18 protein-coding genes are annotated in these 18,871 nt (G+C 39.6%); 6 read left to right on the top strand and 12 right to left on the bottom strand.

Annotation, left to right across the window (positions count from 1 at the left end):
• Window positions 1-2: 2 nt before the first annotated feature.
• Window positions 3-977 (bottom strand): SDR family NAD(P)-dependent oxidoreductase, encoded by a 975-nt coding sequence (locus HYV86_04470; GenBank protein ID MBI2573087.1) that lies wholly within the window; start codon window positions 975-977, stop codon window positions 3-5.
• An 89-nt stretch (window positions 978-1,066) separates the two neighbouring features.
• Between HYV86_04470 and HYV86_04465 the strand changes: the two genes are divergently transcribed.
• Window positions 1,067-1,549 (top strand): NUDIX domain-containing protein, encoded by a 483-nt coding sequence (locus tag HYV86_04465; GenBank protein MBI2573086.1) that lies wholly within the window; start codon window positions 1,067-1,069, stop codon window positions 1,547-1,549.
• Between the two features lie 73 nt (window positions 1,550-1,622).
• Window positions 1,623-1,982, top strand: coding sequence for a hypothetical protein (locus HYV86_04460; GenBank protein ID MBI2573085.1), 360 nt, complete (start codon window positions 1,623-1,625; stop codon window positions 1,980-1,982).
• Here the strand turns inward: HYV86_04460 and HYV86_04455 are convergent.
• The 8 genes from HYV86_04455 to HYV86_04420 all read right to left on the bottom strand — a co-directional run bounded on the left by HYV86_04455 (window position 1,979) and on the right by HYV86_04420 (window position 10,637).
• A complete protein-coding gene (locus HYV86_04455) occupies window positions 1,979-3,043 on the bottom strand; it encodes a glycosyltransferase family 4 protein (GenBank protein MBI2573084.1) in 1,065 nt (354 codons plus the stop codon). The two genes, HYV86_04460 and HYV86_04455, sit on opposite strands and share 4 nt — an antisense overlap.
• Window positions 3,040-3,708 (bottom strand): NDP-hexose 2,3-dehydratase family protein, encoded by a 669-nt coding sequence (locus HYV86_04450; protein MBI2573083.1) that lies wholly within the window; start codon window positions 3,706-3,708, stop codon window positions 3,040-3,042. Before HYV86_04450 ends, HYV86_04455 begins: the two co-directional genes overlap by 4 nt.
• The gene (locus tag HYV86_04445; protein MBI2573082.1) at window positions 3,705-4,973 is read right to left on the bottom strand and encodes a glycosyltransferase family 4 protein; all 1,269 of its coding nucleotides are present in this window, start codon (window positions 4,971-4,973) and stop codon (window positions 3,705-3,707) included. Before HYV86_04445 ends, HYV86_04450 begins: the two co-directional genes overlap by 4 nt.
• A 2-nt stretch (window positions 4,974-4,975) precedes the next feature.
• Entirely contained in the window at window positions 4,976-5,389 is a 414-nt protein-coding gene (locus tag HYV86_04440; GenBank protein ID MBI2573081.1) for a DUF2304 domain-containing protein, read from the bottom strand.
• On the bottom strand, window positions 5,386-6,042 hold the full coding sequence (locus HYV86_04435; GenBank protein MBI2573080.1) for a glycosyltransferase family 2 protein: 657 nt from the start codon (window positions 6,040-6,042) through the stop codon (window positions 5,386-5,388). Before HYV86_04435 ends, HYV86_04440 begins: the two co-directional genes overlap by 4 nt.
• A gap of 161 nt (window positions 6,043-6,203) precedes the next feature.
• Window positions 6,204-6,914, bottom strand: a complete 711-nt coding sequence (locus HYV86_04430) for an FkbM family methyltransferase (protein MBI2573079.1) — start codon at window positions 6,912-6,914, stop codon at window positions 6,204-6,206.
• Between the two features lie 3 nt (window positions 6,915-6,917).
• A complete protein-coding gene (locus tag HYV86_04425; protein MBI2573078.1) occupies window positions 6,918-9,758 on the bottom strand; it encodes a hypothetical protein in 2,841 nt (946 codons plus the stop codon).
• A gap of 189 nt (window positions 9,759-9,947) precedes the next feature.
• Window positions 9,948-10,637 carry a hypothetical protein gene (locus HYV86_04420; protein MBI2573077.1) on the bottom strand — a complete coding sequence of 230 codons (690 nt, stop codon included), beginning with the start codon at window positions 10,635-10,637 and terminating at the stop codon, window positions 9,948-9,950.
• 83 nt (window positions 10,638-10,720) lie between these two features.
• On the opposite strand from HYV86_04420, the gene HYV86_04415 reads away from it, so the two are divergent.
• Window positions 10,721-11,263 carry a nucleotidyltransferase domain-containing protein gene (locus HYV86_04415; GenBank protein ID MBI2573076.1) on the top strand — a complete coding sequence of 181 codons (543 nt, stop codon included), beginning with the start codon at window positions 10,721-10,723 and terminating at the stop codon, window positions 11,261-11,263.
• Window positions 11,250-11,702, top strand: coding sequence for a hypothetical protein (locus tag HYV86_04410; protein ID MBI2573075.1), 453 nt, complete (start codon window positions 11,250-11,252; stop codon window positions 11,700-11,702). Before HYV86_04415 ends, HYV86_04410 begins: the two co-directional genes overlap by 14 nt.
• A gap of 31 nt (window positions 11,703-11,733) precedes the next feature.
• Here HYV86_04410 and HYV86_04405 read toward each other — a convergent pair whose 3' ends face one another.
• Together HYV86_04405 and HYV86_04400 are read right to left on the bottom strand one after the other, a co-directional pair.
• The gene (locus HYV86_04405; GenBank protein MBI2573074.1) at window positions 11,734-13,578 is read right to left on the bottom strand and encodes an ATP citrate synthase; all 1,845 of its coding nucleotides are present in this window, start codon (window positions 13,576-13,578) and stop codon (window positions 11,734-11,736) included.
• Between the two features lie 127 nt (window positions 13,579-13,705).
• Complete coding sequence (locus HYV86_04400; GenBank protein MBI2573073.1) at window positions 13,706-14,965, bottom strand: ATPase; 1,260 nt, start codon at window positions 14,963-14,965, stop codon at window positions 13,706-13,708.
• Window positions 14,966-15,178: 213 nt separating this feature from the next.
• Here HYV86_04400 and HYV86_04395 point away from each other — a divergent pair, with 213 nt between their 5' ends.
• Both HYV86_04395 and HYV86_04390 read left to right on the top strand, forming a co-directional pair.
• On the top strand, window positions 15,179-17,770 hold the full coding sequence (locus HYV86_04395; GenBank protein MBI2573072.1) for a hypothetical protein: 2,592 nt from the start codon (window positions 15,179-15,181) through the stop codon (window positions 17,768-17,770).
• A 99-nt stretch (window positions 17,771-17,869) separates the two neighbouring features.
• Window positions 17,870-18,340, top strand: coding sequence for a TIGR00270 family protein (locus tag HYV86_04390; GenBank protein ID MBI2573071.1), 471 nt, complete (start codon window positions 17,870-17,872; stop codon window positions 18,338-18,340).
• A 51-nt stretch (window positions 18,341-18,391) separates the two neighbouring features.
• Here the strand turns inward: HYV86_04390 and HYV86_04385 are convergent, their stop codons facing one another.
• Window positions 18,392-18,832 (bottom strand): phosphatase PAP2 family protein, encoded by a 441-nt coding sequence (locus HYV86_04385; protein MBI2573070.1) that lies wholly within the window; start codon window positions 18,830-18,832, stop codon window positions 18,392-18,394.
• Between the last annotated feature and the right edge of the window lie 39 nt (window positions 18,833-18,871).

Genomic DNA, 18,871 nt, shown 5'->3' with positions numbered 1-18,871 from the left:
CTCTACTTCTTCCCAAAATATCCCTTGTACCATTCGAGTGTCTTACTCAACCCTTGTTCAAGCGAATGACGTGGTTTCCAGCCAAGAAGTTTTTCTGCTTTGGCTCGGGAGAGGTACTGTACGTCAATTTCACCTTTGGCTTGTCCTAAGACTTTGGGTTGAACTTGTTTGCCAGCAACTTTAACAATGGTGTTGACAAGTTCAAGAACACTGACGGGTTTTTCTGAAGAAAAGTTGAATGCTTGTCCAACAATTTCAGGTCGGTGCATATTTTCTGCTAATGTGATATAAGCATCTGCGGCGTCTTCAACGTACATGTAATCACGCTGAGGGGTACCATCGCTACGAATGATGAGTTCTTGTCCGGTGATGATTGATTTGAATGTGTCGGGAACAATACGTCCAAAATTAATGTCAGCTCCTCCATAGATGTTGGCTTTACGTGTAACACAGATTGGCAAATTGTACATTTTGTGATAACAGCGAGCTAAGACGTCAGCACAGACTTTGGATGCGTCATAAGGATATATTCCTCGCAATTCTGATTCTTCAGTATACGGAAGTTCTTCATGAATGCCATACGCCTTGTCGGTTGAAGCAACAATTAATGCTTTAAATCGAGGGGAGGCAACTTCGCGTACTGCTTCGAGTAATGTCCAGGTACCTTTGATGTTGGTTTCAAATGTGCTTAATGGTGAACGATTGGCAATCTGCACAAGGGCTTGCGCGGCGAGATGGAAACAATATTCGATTTCGTATTCATTGATGATACGGCGGAGAAGGGAAAAGTCAGTGATGTCGCCGTGGACAATATTCACTTTATGTTCTATGTGATGAAGTTTGAGGGCGGATTCTTTTTTGTCATCTCTGGCTAGGACTACGACGTTGGCTCCACGTTCTACGAGAACTTTGGCAATCCAGCCACCAATGAAACCATCAGCACCAGTGATAAAGACGTTTTTGTTTGACCAATCCATGGGTATTAGTCAGGATAGGGGCTTTTTAAAAGTTATGGATATTAAATTGTGTCAATGGCATTATATATCCTTACTTTTTCTTGAAACCTATGTCCCATCTTCATGATAAAATTGATTTTACTGTAGAGGTATTTATTGTCTGTGGTAACGAGGTTTTGTTACGAATTCATGATAAGTATAAATTTTGGTTAAGTGTGGGTGGTCATATTGAGCTTGATGAAGATCCTTGTCAAGCAGCTATTCGTGAGGTTAAAGAGGAAGTTGGTCTTGATGTCACCCTTTATCATGATAATTCATATTTATTGCGACAAGATGAAAAGTACAAAGAATTGATAGCTCCTTGCTTTATGAATCGACATCGAATCAGTTCAACACATGAGCATATCAGTCTAGTTTATTTTGGCATTGCAACAACAAAAGATCTTATTCTTTGTGATAATGAAAAAAGTGATGGGTGTAAATGGTTTACGAGTGAGGAATTAGATGATCCCGTTTATGGGGTTCGAGAACAGGTTAAGATATATGCAAAACGTGCTATTGCTGTAGTTGGTACTGGTAGAAAAGAAGCGTAATTTTGTTATTCTTAGGTGAGGGTAGCATTAGATTTATATTTCTGTTATTTCTCTTTATTCTAGGTGATTATTTATGGATGTTAAACATACTCTTTTGTCTGATTTTCAGGCCATGCTTTCTATGGTTCAACCTTATGTGCTCGATGCTCACAAGTTAGATGCATCAGCTGTTGCTGATTGTATTCGTGATGTGGAACGACGGGCGATGCAGGCTGGTGTGACGGTCAAAATGCCCGGTAGCGGTATTGCAAGTGATGATAAAAAGAAAATTGATATGTATCTTGGTCAAGTCCATACTTCTATTAAAAGTGTGCGTGATTTAGGTGATTCCATGTTGCTTGCAGATAAAAATTCGCAGTATTTTTCTGCAAGAATGGCAGATATGTCTCGGTCAGTTCAGCAGGGAATTTCGTTGATCAAAGGGATGAATTAGAGAATTTTATTTTTAGTTTTTTTCCTTTCTTTCATAATATCTTCATAAACTCTTTCCAATTCCTTACCAAACTTCTCCCAGGTATATTGTTTAGCTAATACAAAATTCTTCTCTCCCATCTTAGTAGCTCTATCTGCGTGTTTCATCAGTTTATCAATGGCATGAGCCATGTCCTCAATATCTCCAATCTTGCAAGCGTATCCCTCGTATTCTAGCGGAACTGTTGAGACGATCGCACAGCCAGCGGCCATGGCTTCAACAACAGTAAAACCAAATGTTTCGCCGTAGGATGGCAGAAAGAAGACTTGGGATTTGCCATACATTTCAAAAAATGGTGTGCCATCTTTAAGTCGCATAGGTGAGAATGTTACATTGGGTGTTGCTTGTGCTTTGAGTTTTGCTTCCTCTTCGCCCCATCCCATCATCACAAACTTATGTTGAGGCAATTTTGCAGCAACGGCAAGTACGTCATACACACCTTTTTGCCTGGCGAAACGACCACTAAAGAGAATGAATGGTTCTTTGACGAGTGGTTTGTAATGTTGCGTATCAACGCCAGGATGGATGATTATTGATTTTTCTGTGTTGATATTATGTTCTTGGGCAAACTGTTGAGAGAATGTACTAAGAAAAATCTTTTTGGTATAAGAACGGTTGACTTGGATTCTTTCGATAATTTTAGATATAGTGCCTTTGAATCCTGGTCGTAATTCTTGCCATTGTTTGCCCCAAAAACTCATGACAAATAATAAAACGGGCTTACGCTGGATTTTTCCAATCAGCCATGAAGGAAAGCACCCATTATACGTTGCGGTTTGGATGATGTCTGCCCATTTTGCTTCTTTGTAAATAGAATAGAATGCAAGATTAAGCAGGAAGCGACTGCGTTTAAGACGTTTGGTTGGGATTTTTTCGTAGTGTGTGATTTTAGAATCACCCGTTGTTAGCACACGCACCTCATGACCTTGTTCAACAAGTTTTTTGGCGGTTTCATAAACAAGCTTTTCTCCACCACCGGCAAAGTCAGGCATGAATAATTCATGGACAAGAAGAATTTTCACTCTTGCACCCCTATCTTTTTTATTTTCGAACTTTTTACTCCATTTTTTATTTCCATTACGCCTGAGATCATAATGTGCCCTAACATTTGGGTAAGATGGTCTCCTACTAGATTGAGTTTTTGTAACTCTTTTATTTCTTCAAGTGTTGCCCAAAAAAAATGATCTTGCGTTGGGGTCTGTGTTTGAAGTTGCACAAAGAGATATTCGTTATGTTTTCCATAGAACATGCCTGCGTCTTGTGGAGCAGCAAAACGGAATAAAGCAGGCTTTGTGATAAGGTCTTTGTAGGGGATAGGATATTTGTTGACGTTCTCATGGTTTGATTGGATAGTGGTGGTGAGAACGATGTGACCGGGTGTCGAGTTTCCTGCTTCTGCTTTAGCTTGCACGAGAAATTTGTCTTTGTATTGCGCTAAGAGCACTACTCCATGTGCTTGACGTTCTTGAAATTGATGTGGTGATGTTGAATGGATCATGGCATTTTCATACCATGGCTCACCAGGTTTTTGATATGCAACAATTACGACTTCGTAATATTTTCCATCTTTTTTTTCAAGTTTACCTTGTGATGTTATGTGCCATTCTTTTGATTCTGTAAGGGGAATAATCTTTTGTTGAAGTGTACTTTTCTGCTGTTCTTCTTTAAACCAAGTGAGGATGTTCATTTTTCTTCTTTTACTTTTTTAGCATCTTCGAAACGTTCAATGTGCAAATCTTTTGTCCTGCTTCCCCGGAGGGAGCGTCCCCCCGCGACGGACTCGTTATTGTCATTGTTTACGTTTCGACCTGATGATGCTAAAAAAAGTAATTTCTCATATAATGTAAGGTACTGTTTAATGGTTTCGTCCCAGGAAAAAGTCTTTTTTTCTTTGGTAGAAAATTCATTATTCATGACGTGTATCATTGCTTTGCTAAGTTCAGTGGTTGATCCAGCTTTAAACATTCTATATTTCCCCGAGACGACTTCGGGCAACGACCCTGCATCACTTACGATTACTGGTGTGCCAAGACTTATTGCTTCGAGGGTAGTATAACCAAAACCTTCAGCAAGCGAAGGTATAATCACACAGTCTGCAGCGAGAATGTAATTACCTAATTTTTCGTAGGGCACCGATTCTTCTATAGTAATAACCTGTTCGAGTTTTTTGTCTTTGATACGTTGGACTAATGCGTCATAGCGAGGTTTATAGGAATCTTTTGATCCTAAGAGCATTAAGAGTCGTGCGTGTGGGTGACTTTTGTGGAGCTCTTGCATAGAATCAATGAGTGTTTCAAAGCCTTTAGATGCTCCTGGTCTGCCCCAGGCAAAGAAAAGAAATTCGCTTTCTGTTCTGTATTTTTTTCGAATTGCTTGGGTTTGTGTTGGTGAGAAGTTCTCTGGGTTCCAGAAAGTGGAATCAAATCCGTTATAAATTCGATGTATTCTATTTTGTTTTATGCCATGCGAGAGGAGATCTTTTTTAGTGGCATCAGAAACACTGACATAGGCATCATAATTGGGGATGTAGATTAGTCGTTCCAATAAGTTATGAATCGCGCTTTTGAACCAAGAAAATCCAGTGACTTTTTGCCATTTACCTATCCAGATTTCGTGTACCATGAGAACGACGGGCTTACGTCGAATTTTTGCGGCAATCCATGCAGGAAATGCTGCGTTGAAAGTAGTAGCTTGGATGATGTCAATATTTTTTGTTTCTTTGATCGTTCGCCAGATTCCTGTGAAGCTGAAGAGGTAGCGGGAGTTGGCAGAATGAACACGTTTTATGATCACGCCGTGATGTGTTTCTTGTGTTGGCGTTTGAGGAAATTTATGTGTTACAACGCTAACTTCATGTCCTCGTTTAACATACCCCTCTGCAAGATTGCTCAGAACTACTTCTGCACCTCCAAAATGAGGATAATAATTTTCACACACGACAAGAATTTTCATTTTTATCTATTCTCATTCTCGTCGTTTTTTGGTTCTTTATTGATCTCTTTATTATTGCTTTCTTTATGGTGGGTGTGCTGCGTATGGGGGTGCGCTACTGCGGTTTCACGCACAAGTTGTTCCATTTTTCTTTCCATTTTTTTTACAAGGCTATAGTTGTAAAAACCTAAACCCAGAATGGTAAAGAATCCTACTACTACAAAAAAATCAAGGCGACGATAAAAATTGAGAGGTTTAATGATGGCATCAAGAATTGATGGGACGATGGCGAGTGCGATAAGAACAATCCATCCCACCATCCAAATACTACATTCTATACTACTAATTTCTTTGCGTTTATATTTGACAAAAGTAAAATACATCATGGCTACGCCAAAAATAATTCCTAATAATTGAATCCAAAATGTTGTGCTCATCGAAAGATCCTCCATGCGATCATTTTTAAGACGATTTTGACACCATCAATTACCGTTGTTCCTTTGTAACGGTCGCCATAAATTGTTTCAATAGGATATTGGGTATGGGTTAGTTTTGCTTTTCCAGCATTAACGATCATTTCAGTTTCCATAAAATAATCTGTTACACGCCAGCGAATTTTAGGATAAATATTTGCATTAAATGAACGATAGCCACATTGACTATCTTCTACTTTAATGCCGTAGAGTACGCGTAAAACTTGATTTATAAACGTATTGCCGAAGCGAAAGACAAACGGCATGCTCTTGGTAATGATGCGTTTGCCAAAAATAATGTCATGTGAATCAAGTAGTTCAAAAAAATGGGGAATATGGGCTGGGTCGTGCTGGCCATCAGCATCCATAACAACTATTCTTGTAGCTCCTTTAGTAAGGGCATAATCGCAGCCGGTTTTGAGTGCTGCGCCTTTACCAAGATTAACATTGTGGCGTAGGGTAATAACATCATGCTTTTGCGCTTCCTGGCTGGTGTGATCTTTTGAGCCGTCATCAACGACAATGATATGTGTTGAGGGGATGTATTTAACGGTTTTAGTAAGAACTTGTCCAATATTTTTTCCTTCGTTATAAGCAGGAATAATCACATAATCCATAGTATTCTTCCTCTAAAAGACGGCTTATAAACATTGTGAAATGGAGGTTTAAATCAAATAAGCAGAAATATTCAATGTTTTCTTTAAATAGTGAAGTATACTTTAAGATGTCAAAATGATAGAACTAGGATGATTGGTTGTATTGAAAGTATGTTAGTGAATTATGTCAATTTCTCTTTGGGTAAAAATAATTGATTATGTCCAATTTTGGTCGTGGCAACATACTCCTGTTCTTGGAGTAGGAGATTGATTGGTGCAGCGTCTTGTCCGAGCTCTAATAATAAGACTGGTCGACTTTCTTTAAGTAAACGTGTCATACCTTGAATTACTTTATATTCAAATCCTTCGGTGTCGATTTTGATAAAATCTGCATGGGGAATTATATCATCTAATTTGTTTAAAGATACCATTTCGCTTTGATCTGTTTTTATGGAAAGGCTGTTATTTCCAAAACACGTTTTGTCAAGATATAATGCAACTTCGCCTTTCGTATCACCTATGGCTGTTCTTATTGGTTCTATGTTGGTAGTTTGGTTATCTTTGATGTTTTTGTTAAGTAATTCAAATGATTTTGAAGTTGGTTCTATTGCAATTACTTTTTGTGCTTGGAGGTGTTTAGCACAATATAGGCTATAAAAACCAAAAGAAGCACCAACATCTACCACTATTGATTTACTATTCACATGCTGGTTAAAGATTGGCAACAGTCGACTAAATGTATTTTTAGAATAAATATAATACGGAACAATCTCGGGCTGAATATTAAATAAAATTCCTTCTCTTTTGATTGTTTTTGGGTGTATCCATTTCCAGAAGAAGGTTTTTGAAGGAAATATTATTTTATGAAATAAATAGGATCTTACTTTTTTCATCTTCTATGTTCTGTTTGAACTCGCCTCTTTCTTGAGTGCTTCATTCTGACACTCCCAGTCAACTTTCCAGGTTAAAATTCGTTGTCCATCAATTTGGCGACCATCGTCATATTTGTCAAAGCAATACAATCCTTTTCCTTCAAAGAAGAAAAGGCGAGTAAACATACTATTTGCTTGGAGAGGGTCGGCAAGTAATGCGGCATACTGTTCTCCAGATGGAATAAGAACAACCGAGAATCCTGCTTTATTTCCAGTGAGTTCTTTTTCAAGAATATCTGTGGATGTAGGATACACGATGCTGTTGGGAACTAGTCCGGGTGCTTCGATGATGGTTGCGTTCATGGTTGTTAGATTTACATGAACTGTTGCGCGTTGTCCTTGAAGATTTATTGGGCAACGAAGTGTGTCGTTATTCGGTCTGGCACAGCCATTTGGTCCGCTAATATAGCTTGGCCAAGGAGCAATCCAACGATCTCCACTAGTGCTTTGAATTTCTTGATAATTTTTCTGCGCTTGTTCTAGGCTCATTTTAAATGAGTTATTCATGTATTGTATTGCTTGTTCTTTTGTCTCAAGCTTTTTGACATTTTGATAAATGGTGGCACGACTAAAGTCCCATGCACCAAAATGCCCCCACACACCACTCTTACCAATCATATCTTGAGAGGTGATAAGATAATTGGGAATAAGATCTTCGCAATGCGTGTAAGTGAGCATATCTTGCGCTTGTTCTAATGTGAGACCAAATTCTTGATATTTTTTGATTGCTAGATTTCGATCTTTGATGAGCACAACTTTGTTGATGATCGAAATAGACTTGAGACTATCTTGGGTGTATTCATCTAATTTGTGTGGTGCAGTTTCTTGTGCGCAGTTAAGCATGCGTAGTATTCCCACTGATTCAGCCTGATTGCTGGTGAGAAGCGCTTTTCCTACCCAATGAATACGTTCGCCTTGATCTCCTCCATCAAAAGTAACCATACGTTCAGAGATGCTATAGAACCAGTGTCCAAAATCCCACCAACTGGTAATAATCGCACTTGGTCCTTCATTTTTTATTTTAGTAAGAAGATTTACCCATGTATCATTAATATTTGGGGTAAGGCTACGACTAAGATCATACGCTGTACTTAATGGACTAATGAGTGTGAGTAACAGCATAACACTGACAATAACAATACTGGCAATCTTGGGTAGATGCATTTCTTTTTCAAGCCAGTTGCGTACCCAGGTATAAATGAAACCCATGGCAAAGCCAACAGCAAGAGCAAATGCAGGGGCCATGAGAATGCCAAAGCGAACACCTTTTGTTGATGCATATGTTGTTCCGGCAAACCAGATTAAAATGACAATAGCAGTGATGGCAAAATGGCGTTCTGCTTTATGTTGTTTGAAAGCATGCCAGATAACAGTGCAGATACCAAATATTGCTAAGGCAAAGAAAAATTTGCCACCTAATGAGTTGATAATACTATCAAATGAAACTGTGTTAAATTCGGCAACGGTGGTTAAGACGTTTGGCCAAATGCTTTTGATACCCACTTCTTTAAGTGTGATAAATTGAATCGGGCGAACGAATGCTCGTATAAAAAGTGTAAAGTTTTGAAATAGTGTGACAAAAATTCCTGTGGTGAGAATGATTGTTCCTAAAATTGTTGCTCTTTGAATGATATTTTCTTTGAAAAGATTTCTCTGGTTGCGATGGGTTGCAAACCAAATTGCTGATTCTAATGCGATGGCTGCAATGATAAATAAGAATGAATACCACCATCCTGTCCAAGCAGCGGAATGTACAGCAATGGTAAGGCCAGTAAGAGCTGCAAGGGCGATACGATAGGTTCTTTTTTGCGTGCTGTAACTTTCGATAAAGAGCCAAACGGCAAGGAGAGGAAATAAGATGTTAAATGAGTCGGTATCGGAGAAACCAGCAGGAGTACGTACTAAGAGTGCTCCATTAATTGCAAGGATTGTTGCTGCAAAAAATCCCCCTACATTTCCGGCGATTTTTCGTCCAATAAAAAATGCAGGGATTAATGAAAGGCCTATCAAGAGTACGGGCAATAGGAACATTGCACGCATTAGACTGATGTCTCGATCAAAAAGGTGTAGGAATTGGTAGAGATATGCTCCAAGATACGGGTTTAATTGCACTGACACTTTTTTGTCAATTCTTCCGTCACGTAAACTAAAATACGAAACGCCATCTTTGATTTCATCTCCCAAATGTCCATGGGCAAGATAATTTCGCGCTTCACTATACCATAGATACGGGTCGATTTCAAGTAAATAAGTGTCGCCTTTTTCGTCTTGGTACTGGCTACGATATTGTTCTGAGAGAAATTGGATATCTTGTTCAACGCGATCTTTATTTTGTTCAATGGCTTTGGAGAATTCCTGATCTACCAATGAGTTAAGATTCTGCGGGGGCAGATTAGGATATTGTGCTGCAACTTGGGTTTGAATTTGGTTACGATACATGTTATGTACAGTTTGACGCGCCCATTCATCCGTTATTGGCAATTCTGATGTTTGCATACGGAAGAATGTTGAAAGTCCAAATGCGAGAAGGATAAGAAAGAGAGGAATGATCCATCGTGCGTGTTTTGTCCAAAGGTTTTTCACATCAACGGTTTCATCTGATTTTGTTCCATGATGTGTTTGATGGGTTGTTGGTTGGTGAGTTTGATGTTGAGTTGGTAAATGTTCTTTTTTTTCAGAAACGGTGTCTGATGAAAATAATGAAGTGATTTTCTTGCCTATGCTTTTTACATCTAGGGAGAAATCGTCTTTCTTTTCATCGGTTTTATGTTCTGTCTGAGAATGCTCTGAATGTTGCTTGTCCACCTTGTGGGATTTGTGAGGAGGTTGGTTTATAAAACTTGTTGTGGTGCGTTATGCGTATTGAGGCAGCGTAAATGAGGGGATGTATAACTCGAATGAGAATAATTTGTGAAGATCTCGTAATTTCTCTTTTTTGTATTTTTTCGAGACTTTCTAGAAGAGCTTCTTTTAAGTAACCGATCTATTTACTTTCTAGGTCATTCTTTCAATTTGAATCGTGGCTTCTTCGATTTCAAATGAGCCAGAAAAACCCGAGTATGTACTGGTTATTTTATTAACACCCCATTTTAATTTAATACTTTTATTTAGTTCTTCACCATTTACTTTGACGTAAATTCTCGTATTAGGGGTTAATATTACTTCATCTGTTTGGAACTCCAGGTTTATAATTCGTAGTGGCATAGGCTGACTACCAGAAAATGTTTGTTTTAATGCGAAGTTTATCTTTTGTCCGGGGAGTAAACTATGGTATTCTATTGGTTCAGGTACATTGGTAGGTGAGAGACTTTCTCCAGAGTCGAATTTTATAATTACCTTATAAGAGATAGGAGCTAAATGGCCTTCAATTTTCTCGAGGGTTCTAGAATACTCATCTAATTTACGTAAGTCACTACGCAACTTACTTACAAGTGGGAATAATCTTTCTCTCGCAGCAGCGACAATAACATGTGCGTTCCTTTTTCGATCTTTTAACCCTTGAAGACCATTCTCTATTTTCTGCCAGTCTGTCCCTAAGTTTTTTGCTACACCCTCAATATCTTTGAGAACTGTTGTAATCCCCGATACATCTTCAGTAAGAGTTTTAGCTTCAGCAAGAATTCTTCCTATCTCCTTTTTTTCAAGTTCTTTCCAAGCCTTTGCGTCTTTACCTAAGATTCCCATAAATATCTTAAGTTCAGAAAAATGTATTTAAACTTTTCTGAATCACAATCTTTATAAAAATAGTATGGTTTAACCGTACTAAAATGAAGACTTCAATGAAAGAGCTGTTTTTCAACCATCCCACCAAGCAATGGCACTTTGAAGGGTTATTAAAAAAATGTGGATTAAGTCGAGCTCAAACCAATGAGTGGCTCAAGAAGCTACAGGCTGAAAGATTAGTGAAGCGAGTTAAACCGGCTGGCAAGATGCCGTATTATGTTGCAAATTATGAGGAACCACACTATCAAAATTCTAAAAGATTTTTTGGACTTACTGCGCTTCATGAAGTAGGTCTTTTAGACTATCTTGTCTCTCTTGAGAAGACTGATAGTGTTATTCTTTTTGGCAGCTTTGCCCGTTGGGATTGGCACGAGGGAAGTGATATTGATCTTTTTGTATACGGTGATGTTGATGAAGTTTTGGTAGGCAGATTTGCTGCAAAGCTTAAACGTGAGATACAGATATTTTCCGCAAGGAATCAGAAAGATCTTACAAAGATGGGGGGTCCATTACTGCGAAACATTCTAAAAGGAATGACCATAAAAGGAAACATCCCTCTTGAGGTAATTAAGAATGCGGCAGTATAAAACAGTTGAAGAAGCGTATGATATTTGTCTTACTCAAGGAGAAATTGTTCCAAAGGCAGAACTCGAGAAAGAAAGAATTAAATCTTTTATAGATGGTGCAATTGATCGATATCAAGATGTTAAAGATTTAGTTACGAAGAAACGTTGGGTCAATGCGTATATTATTAGTTATGATGTCCTGCATCAACTTACTGAAGCGTACATTCTCTTTGATAAGATAAAAGTAAAATCTCACTTATGTCTATTTTCATATCTTTGTGTTAAACATCCAACACTTGAAATCAGCTGGGATTTTTTTGAAAAAGTGAGGACAAAACGTAATGGTGTTTCTTATTATGGAACCCCAATTACTCAAAAAGATTGGCAGGAAGTTTCGTTGCAATTCTCACTTTATATTGGTTTGTTGAAGGAAAGGATTGAAGAGGAATTAAAACAATAAAATTCTATAGATATACATCTAGGTGTTAATCTTACAAATAACAAATATCATCTGTGGGATGGCGATACAAGCCTTCGCCTAATCTTTTCTGATCAAGAATATGTCCAATGATGCCAATACTACGTGAGACTGCAAAAATTCCATTCATATACCCCACTGCAACAATATCTTTAATTTCATCATCCGAGAATAATTTTGATCCTTCAAGCACATCTAAGAAGAGCGCAGCGATAGTGCCATCAACATTGAGAATTAAAGAATCTGCTTTCTTGGTTGTTTCATCTTCAACACTTAATGCGTATTGCAAATATTTTGTTTGTGGAAAGTTCTTTTTGGCAAAATCTTTGAGTAACTCAACACGTTTGTCAGGATTCTTTTTAGATTTGACACGGTGTCCAATACCGGGGATGCGAATGCCTTTTTGTTTCATTTCTTCGATGAATACTGCGGGGGTGAGTTTGCGATCAACTGCATCTTTGAAATATTTTACAGCATCGTCAATCGCGCCACCATGCACTGGACCGATGGTGCTTAATCCGGCAATCAATGAGCTAATGACATCTTTTCCCGCGCGTGCAGCAACCATGGCGTTATGTGCTGTCGCAACAGCTGGTCCGTGATCGGCACATAGAATAATACATTCGCTAAGAAACTTGCTAAAGTATGGTGGCAATTGTTTTTTGAACCAGAGCAAACCAATAACATCTCCTACACTCAGGTTTTTTTCCACAACGGTAGAAATAGGGATTTTATTATACGTTGGTTCATCGCCGCGATCATCTGAAATGGTTGATGTAAATGATGAAGGTCTGCGTACTAATCCTTGTTTTACAAGTTGATTGTAGTCTTGCGGAATAGCAGGAGGTTGTGTTTCTGTTTTAGGCATGATCTTTTTTTGCAGCACTAGCTCGTTATATACTTTATGGATCGTCGCTTCAAATGATTCAAAATTTTCAGGTACGGTAATCCCTGCGTTTTTGAGCGCTTTGTTTTTTGCTTGCGCTGTTTCCTCGTCTTTATTGGCTTTGGCGCCAGCGTGACCAAATTGCACTGAGAAAGGAAAAAGGTTTGCACAGGTTCCCGAAACCCACATCACAATTGGTTTGGTAATTTTCTTTTGTTGTTTTGCTTCAATAATTTCGTATTCAGCACGTCCACCCAGTTCGCCAAGCGCAATGATCATTTTGATATTGGGATTTTGTTCAAAACGTAGAATGTGATCAAGAAGGGTTGAACCTGGAAACACATCTCCTCCAATCGCCACTCCTTCATAGATTCCATCTGTGGCGCGTGAAATGATATGAAACATCTCATTCATCATGCCGCCAGATTTAGAGACATATCCTACGCTGCCTGGTCGGTAGAGTTTTGCTTTGAGAATGTTTTCAATCATTCCACCAGCATGGCCCACACGAAATTGTCCTGCAACAAGTGCACCAACGGTTGCTGGACCAATGATCGTTTTGTGATGTTCTTTGGCGATTGCAATAAGTTCTTTGACTTGGCGTTCAGGAATTCCTTCTGCAACGATAGTGATAGTTTTGATTGATGGAGTGAGAATGGCTTCTTTAGATGATTGATACGCGGAGCGAAAGGATGCAAAGTTAATGATGGAATCGATTGCTGGGTGATTTTGTACTGCTTCGTGCAGAGTTGGATAGATAGGAAGCAAGATCTCTGTTGCTCCAAAAAACGCTTTGTGGTACCCTCGGCGTCCAGAGTGAATGATTGCAGCAATACTTGGCGTTGTTCGTTTAGAGAGGAAGTCGAAGTCAAGCATACGTTGTACTGGTTCTTCTTTGAGATTGAGGAAGAATGTCTGTGAGTCTTTCGTGAAGAGTTCGTAAGGTTGACGTTTGGAGTATTTGTTTAGCATCTTCTCACTTGTCGTTGTTGTCTTCATTGTAACGGTCGACCCCCTAGGGGCAATCCCCCCGACCTCTTATGCTGGTTTATAGTCAAGCTCGACCTTTGGATGCTAAACAAGTATAATGATCTATTTTTCATCGTAGTGCTTTCACCCCAGTTTGAATCACTGCGGGCATAGGTGTTGAGGGTCCATATACTTCAATGGAAAGGCCGAGTCGCTTTGCCACTTTTTCGATCTGTGCTAAGCCAACTTCATAATTTGGTCCGCCGCGACGTACGCAAATATGGATTTGCGCTTCTTTGAGCTTTTGATGATATTCTTCTAATGCTTTAATAGCACCAGCAAACGTTTTGGCTACATCAGTAAAATTAGCAATGCCACCAACAATAAAAAGGATCTTACCTTTGGTTGAATCTTGGAGCATGCAGTCCAGAATTGTTTTGGTGTATTCATAAAATTCATTAGTCGTGGGGTTGCCGCTGGATTCGCCGTAATTACCAATATCGTTGCCTTTGCCTAAGTTGCTGATCATATCTAAGTAAATAATACTAGCACCACCACCACCAAGAATGTTCCAGATTTTACCTTTGGGATTGAGAACTGTGAGTTTGAGGGATGCACCACTGTTTTGGTCGATTTGTTCAATGTACTCTTCTTGTGGATAGAGTTTTTTTCCAAATTCGCGAGGAAATACGGGTATGTTCCACATTTTTTCTTGTTTGAAAATGGCGTAGTCATCTACATTCGCAACACAGTCCAGAAGTGAGATGGTGGTATTGTTTGTATTGTTCTTTGTGATGGTGAAGGGGTTGAGTTCAAGATACGTAAAATCAAGATCGCGATAGATTTGAAAGAGGGAGTTCATGAATGGAATTAATGTGGGATGTTTTTGTGTGATTTGTGTTGGCCAGTTGATTTCTTTTGCTTGCGTTGGCACTTCAATCTTGGTTACTTTATCCCAGCGGTCTTCGATCTCATAACCCCCTTGGTCATAGAAGTAAATTAGATCATTGTTTCTTTCTGATGTAAACGAAAGATAGAATTCTTCCTTATGTGGGACAAATGGTTCGATAATGAAATGAGTGAGGTTGTCTGTTATGTTGTTAATTTTGAATGGTTGATTTTGATATTTTTCAAGATAAGTGAGAACTTGCTGCCAGTTGGCATTGACTAAGACTAATCCATATTTAGCACGCTTGCCAAAGAGTTGGTCTGGTTTGATTACTAGTTGTGTGTTCGTGAGCCAAGAATGTTCTTTGATAAGGGAATTAAGGTTTGTTTCTGGTGTAATGAGGGCAGCTTTCCAGCTGATGTTACAATTTGGAGCAGAGTGCTTAAGCTGTTGAGTGATGATTCTTTTTGCATCAAACTCTCGGATTTTACGGCGAGCCATTAAAAGTTGGATCGACAAATTCCCTTTTTATAGCTTTGCGAAATTAGATACATAATTTTGAGCGATGGAAATAATGTTTTTAGCGTTCTGGAAGAAAAGTCAGTGACTTTTGGTTCTTCAATTGCTTATTTTTCCTGATTTGATGACTTAGAGCAAATCAGTACATTTTTATATTTGCAAGAATTACTTCTGATTAAATTAGAGGTGTTAGATATGGTTTTTCAACGTAAAGATAAGATTATTCTATTTTCTTTAGTAGCACTTGTGGGCATTATTTTGCTTGCATCGCTGCTTTCTTCTGGTGATGTAGTTTCTGAAGATCAACTTAGGGCGGAGCTGAAGACTCTTTCAGATGAAGAGTTAACGGCACTCGCTTCAGGTGATTCTGGTGCGATTGCGGGGTTAGCAACAAAGCGAGTGGCCCGCACTCCTGTTGCAGCGAGGGCTTCTCCTGCTCAAGTAGCTGCGGCAGCTCGTCAAGTACAAGCGTCTTCAAGATCAGTTGCGGTTAAGAAATCTTCTTCTATGATGGATGTGGTTGCTGCAAATGCTCGGGTTCGTTCTCAAGCAGGTAGAGCAGGATATGCGGCAGCACAACGCAGTCGTGATCAAGCAATGAGTGCGTCTTGGGAGAATTTGCGTTTAGCTGATAATGAAAAATCAAAAATCACTGTTGTTTCAAATGGCATTAATCTTGGATGTTTACAACTTCAGGCCGAATTAGAAAAGAACTTAGGAAATAGTTTCCCTACTGAAATTCGAGACATGCCTGCTTCCTGTTTTACCGATGATATTATTCGTGATCAACTCTTTTATGAATATTGTGATGAAGTAACATCTCTTCGTGCTAAAGATGGTGTAAGTATGCCGGGATGGGTACCTGCTCAAAAGATTGCGCGTCAATCAGTGTGCTTATCTGAGAAACAAACAGCAAAACTAAGTGCTGCATTACGAAGTGGGACAAACACGGTTTTAGGTACTCTTAATGCATTTGGCTATGAAAATGCTCAGGGCAATTTTTTGAATCTGATGTTGCCTGCATATCTATTAATTTATGATGTTGATAAACACCGTGGAAAAGATTCTGGATTGTATCAACTGTTTAAAGAGCATAAACAAAAGATGAAAGATGAAGTGCGATCAAAAGGATGGGCAACAGAAAAAATGATGTTGTATGATCGTGTATCAGGGCAACTTGTAGGTGCTCCTGTGTGTAAAGGAAATGCTCGCGATAATTGCGCAAGTCCTTCAGCTCTTTTGAATTCTCTTCGACCTGGCGCTCTTAACGATGGTCATTGTCAATTTGGTGATATGGTACAACAAGGATCTAAAGTTGTTCCTGAAACTGGAGAAGAGAGTTATAGTTGTCCTACGTCGCTTTGTGGTGGTGGATTAATGGATCCCATGCAAGCTGGCGCCGCAGGTGGGGCTGCTCCTGGTAAACAAGCTGATGCTGCAAAAGGTCCTGGCTTTGGAGCAGAGACATTAGGTGGTCAATGGGGGGCTGAGGCGACAGGAAGTGAAAATACAATGGCACAATCGTTATGTGGTTCCTTAGCTAATCCCGGGAATGGTGGTTTTGCAGGCATGGGTATTTTTGGTGATGAATCATGTCTGAGTGCAAGTGTATTTCCTAGTGATGCCGATATTGCTGCTGGTCGTGTGCAAAATCAAGCTAATCAACAGCGTAGTCAGATGGTTGCTTGCATTGGTGCTGCAGACGCACGAGAACAAGCTGCTGGCGCAGGTGCATTGCAACCTGGTCAACGGCGTGATACGATGTCGTTGCAGCGAGGAAATCCATTGAGTGGCGGATGTGGGTTGGCCAGTGACATACAAGTAGGTCGTGTAAAACTAGATGGACATGGCACAGGAACTCAAGTAAACAAATATTTTGGAAAAAATATGGATTCAACCACCACTATAACAACAAAATTTGCAGATGGTAAAGTAGATAAGATTGATACAAAAACAGATTACGTATATCAAAATGAGGATGGTTCTTCACGAACCGAAACACATAGTTCTTCATATGATGGGGAAGGAAAATGTACCAGTGGATGTGATGAACCTGATTTATCTCAATCACAAGCAAAAGCCGCTGCAGAAGATGCAGAGAAAGCTGCTGCAGAAGCTAAAGAAGCAAAAGGCACTGGTGCTTCATCTTGTGCTGATCCAGATTCCTGTTCTTCATCATGTACGGGAGCAAACGAACAAGCTTCATTTAGCGGTGATTGTATGGGCTCTCAAGCTGCCCAAGATCATCCTGGATTTGCTGGAGCTCAACAAGGTCCTGGACGTGCTGGTCCAGTATCAAATCCGGGAGCTCCTGGTGCAGATCGAAATCCAGTGAATCGTGATGCAGCGGCTGCAGGAAGTTGTCGTGCCATGGGTTCTGGTTCTGATAATGTCTGCGCGCAAGTGATGTGCGGTGAGTCTAGCAATATGGCTGCGAATACAGGAATGGCAAATGTAGGGGGTATGGCAGTGAGTGAAGGCGGTCGTGCTGGCACAGGAAGTGGGGGAGGTAGGGGTGCTCCACGCGATTCGATTGGTGTCACAGGCAATAATCCTGCTCGCAACCAAGCTCTCCTTAACAGCCTTGCGTGCTGCGGTATTGGTGGTGTAAACCTTCAACGACAAATGACTTTGAATCGCGGCTGTGAGGTCATGCGATGTGCAAATGAAGATAATGGTGGTGATTGTAGTTGTACGGGTAGTCCTGATGCATCACCTAATGGGCCTGGATTAGAAGCAGGTGGTGGTCTTGGAGGAGAAGGCGGTCCTGCTGCAGCACGACGATAGTTTTATCTTTTTTTTACCATTTTCTTTTTTCTTACTTTTCTGAGCATATGTTCTCCACTACTATAACCTTTAAATACTACTTCTGCTAAAGTACCCCTCATGGCTGCATGTGAAATGTGTGGGAAAATTTCAAATTTAGTGACTGCAGATATTGAAGGAAGTGTGCTTCGTGTCTGTGCTGTCTGCGCTAGTTATGGTCAAATTCGACGTGCTCCTAGTGAAGCAACGTATCGACGTGCTCCAGTTAAAACCATGCCTCAGGAAGAGTTTGAAGTTATTTCTCATTATGGCTCTTTGTTACAAAAAGAACGGTCTAAACGTAAACTCACTCAAACTGATTTTGCTGCATTACTTCAAGAACGAGAGAGTGTAGTCGCAAAATGGGAAGCAGGTTCTCTTAAGCCTGATCTTGATGTTGCTCGTCGGATTGGTAAGATTTTAGGGATTAATTTTGTGGTGAAACAGGGTGGCGGGACATCTGAAGAAAAACAAGATGAGAAAGGTACGGTTAAGAAGGGTGCGGCTGAATTTACTTTGGGCGATTTTGTAAAAGTAAGGAAAAGAAAGTAGATTTTTGAGAATTATTCTTGATTTTTGTTGATAGGATATTTGAACATAGATCTAAATATATACTACTGCTATTCCTATAATACCACCTAATACTGCTCCGCCTAATAAATCAATCCAGTCATGCTTCTGAAGATAAATCCGAGAATATGATACGGTTAATGCAAGTATAACAACCAGCCCTTGGAGTAGCGGGTTGTTTAGATGGTTCCAAAAGATAATGGGGAGAAAAATGGCACGAGCAGTGTGCATGCTTGGAAATGATGAAGCGTCGATACGTTCGATGATATTTTGATGTTTTTGTTTGAGTGGCCGATCTTTGTAATATATAAGACGAATTATGATGCAGATAACTAAAATGAGAAAGAGTCCTAAAACGGTTTGAAAGAGAAGTTCATATTGCTCTGTGGCGAGGAGTATGAGACAGAGTAACCCTGTAAAGACAAATCCTCCTAAGGTGGTTATGTCGCGAAATGCGTCTTGAAGAAGATTCATAATGAAGGTAGGGGCATAATTTTATATATACTTTTTGCT

The sequence above is a fragment of the Candidatus Woesearchaeota archaeon genome, from assembly GCA_016188115.1.
Classification (GTDB): domain Archaea; phylum Nanobdellota; class Nanobdellia; order Woesearchaeales; family GW2011-AR9; genus JACPIK01.
Note: the sequence above shows the minus strand (reverse complement) of the source record. Positions and strands in the feature narration are given on the sequence as shown.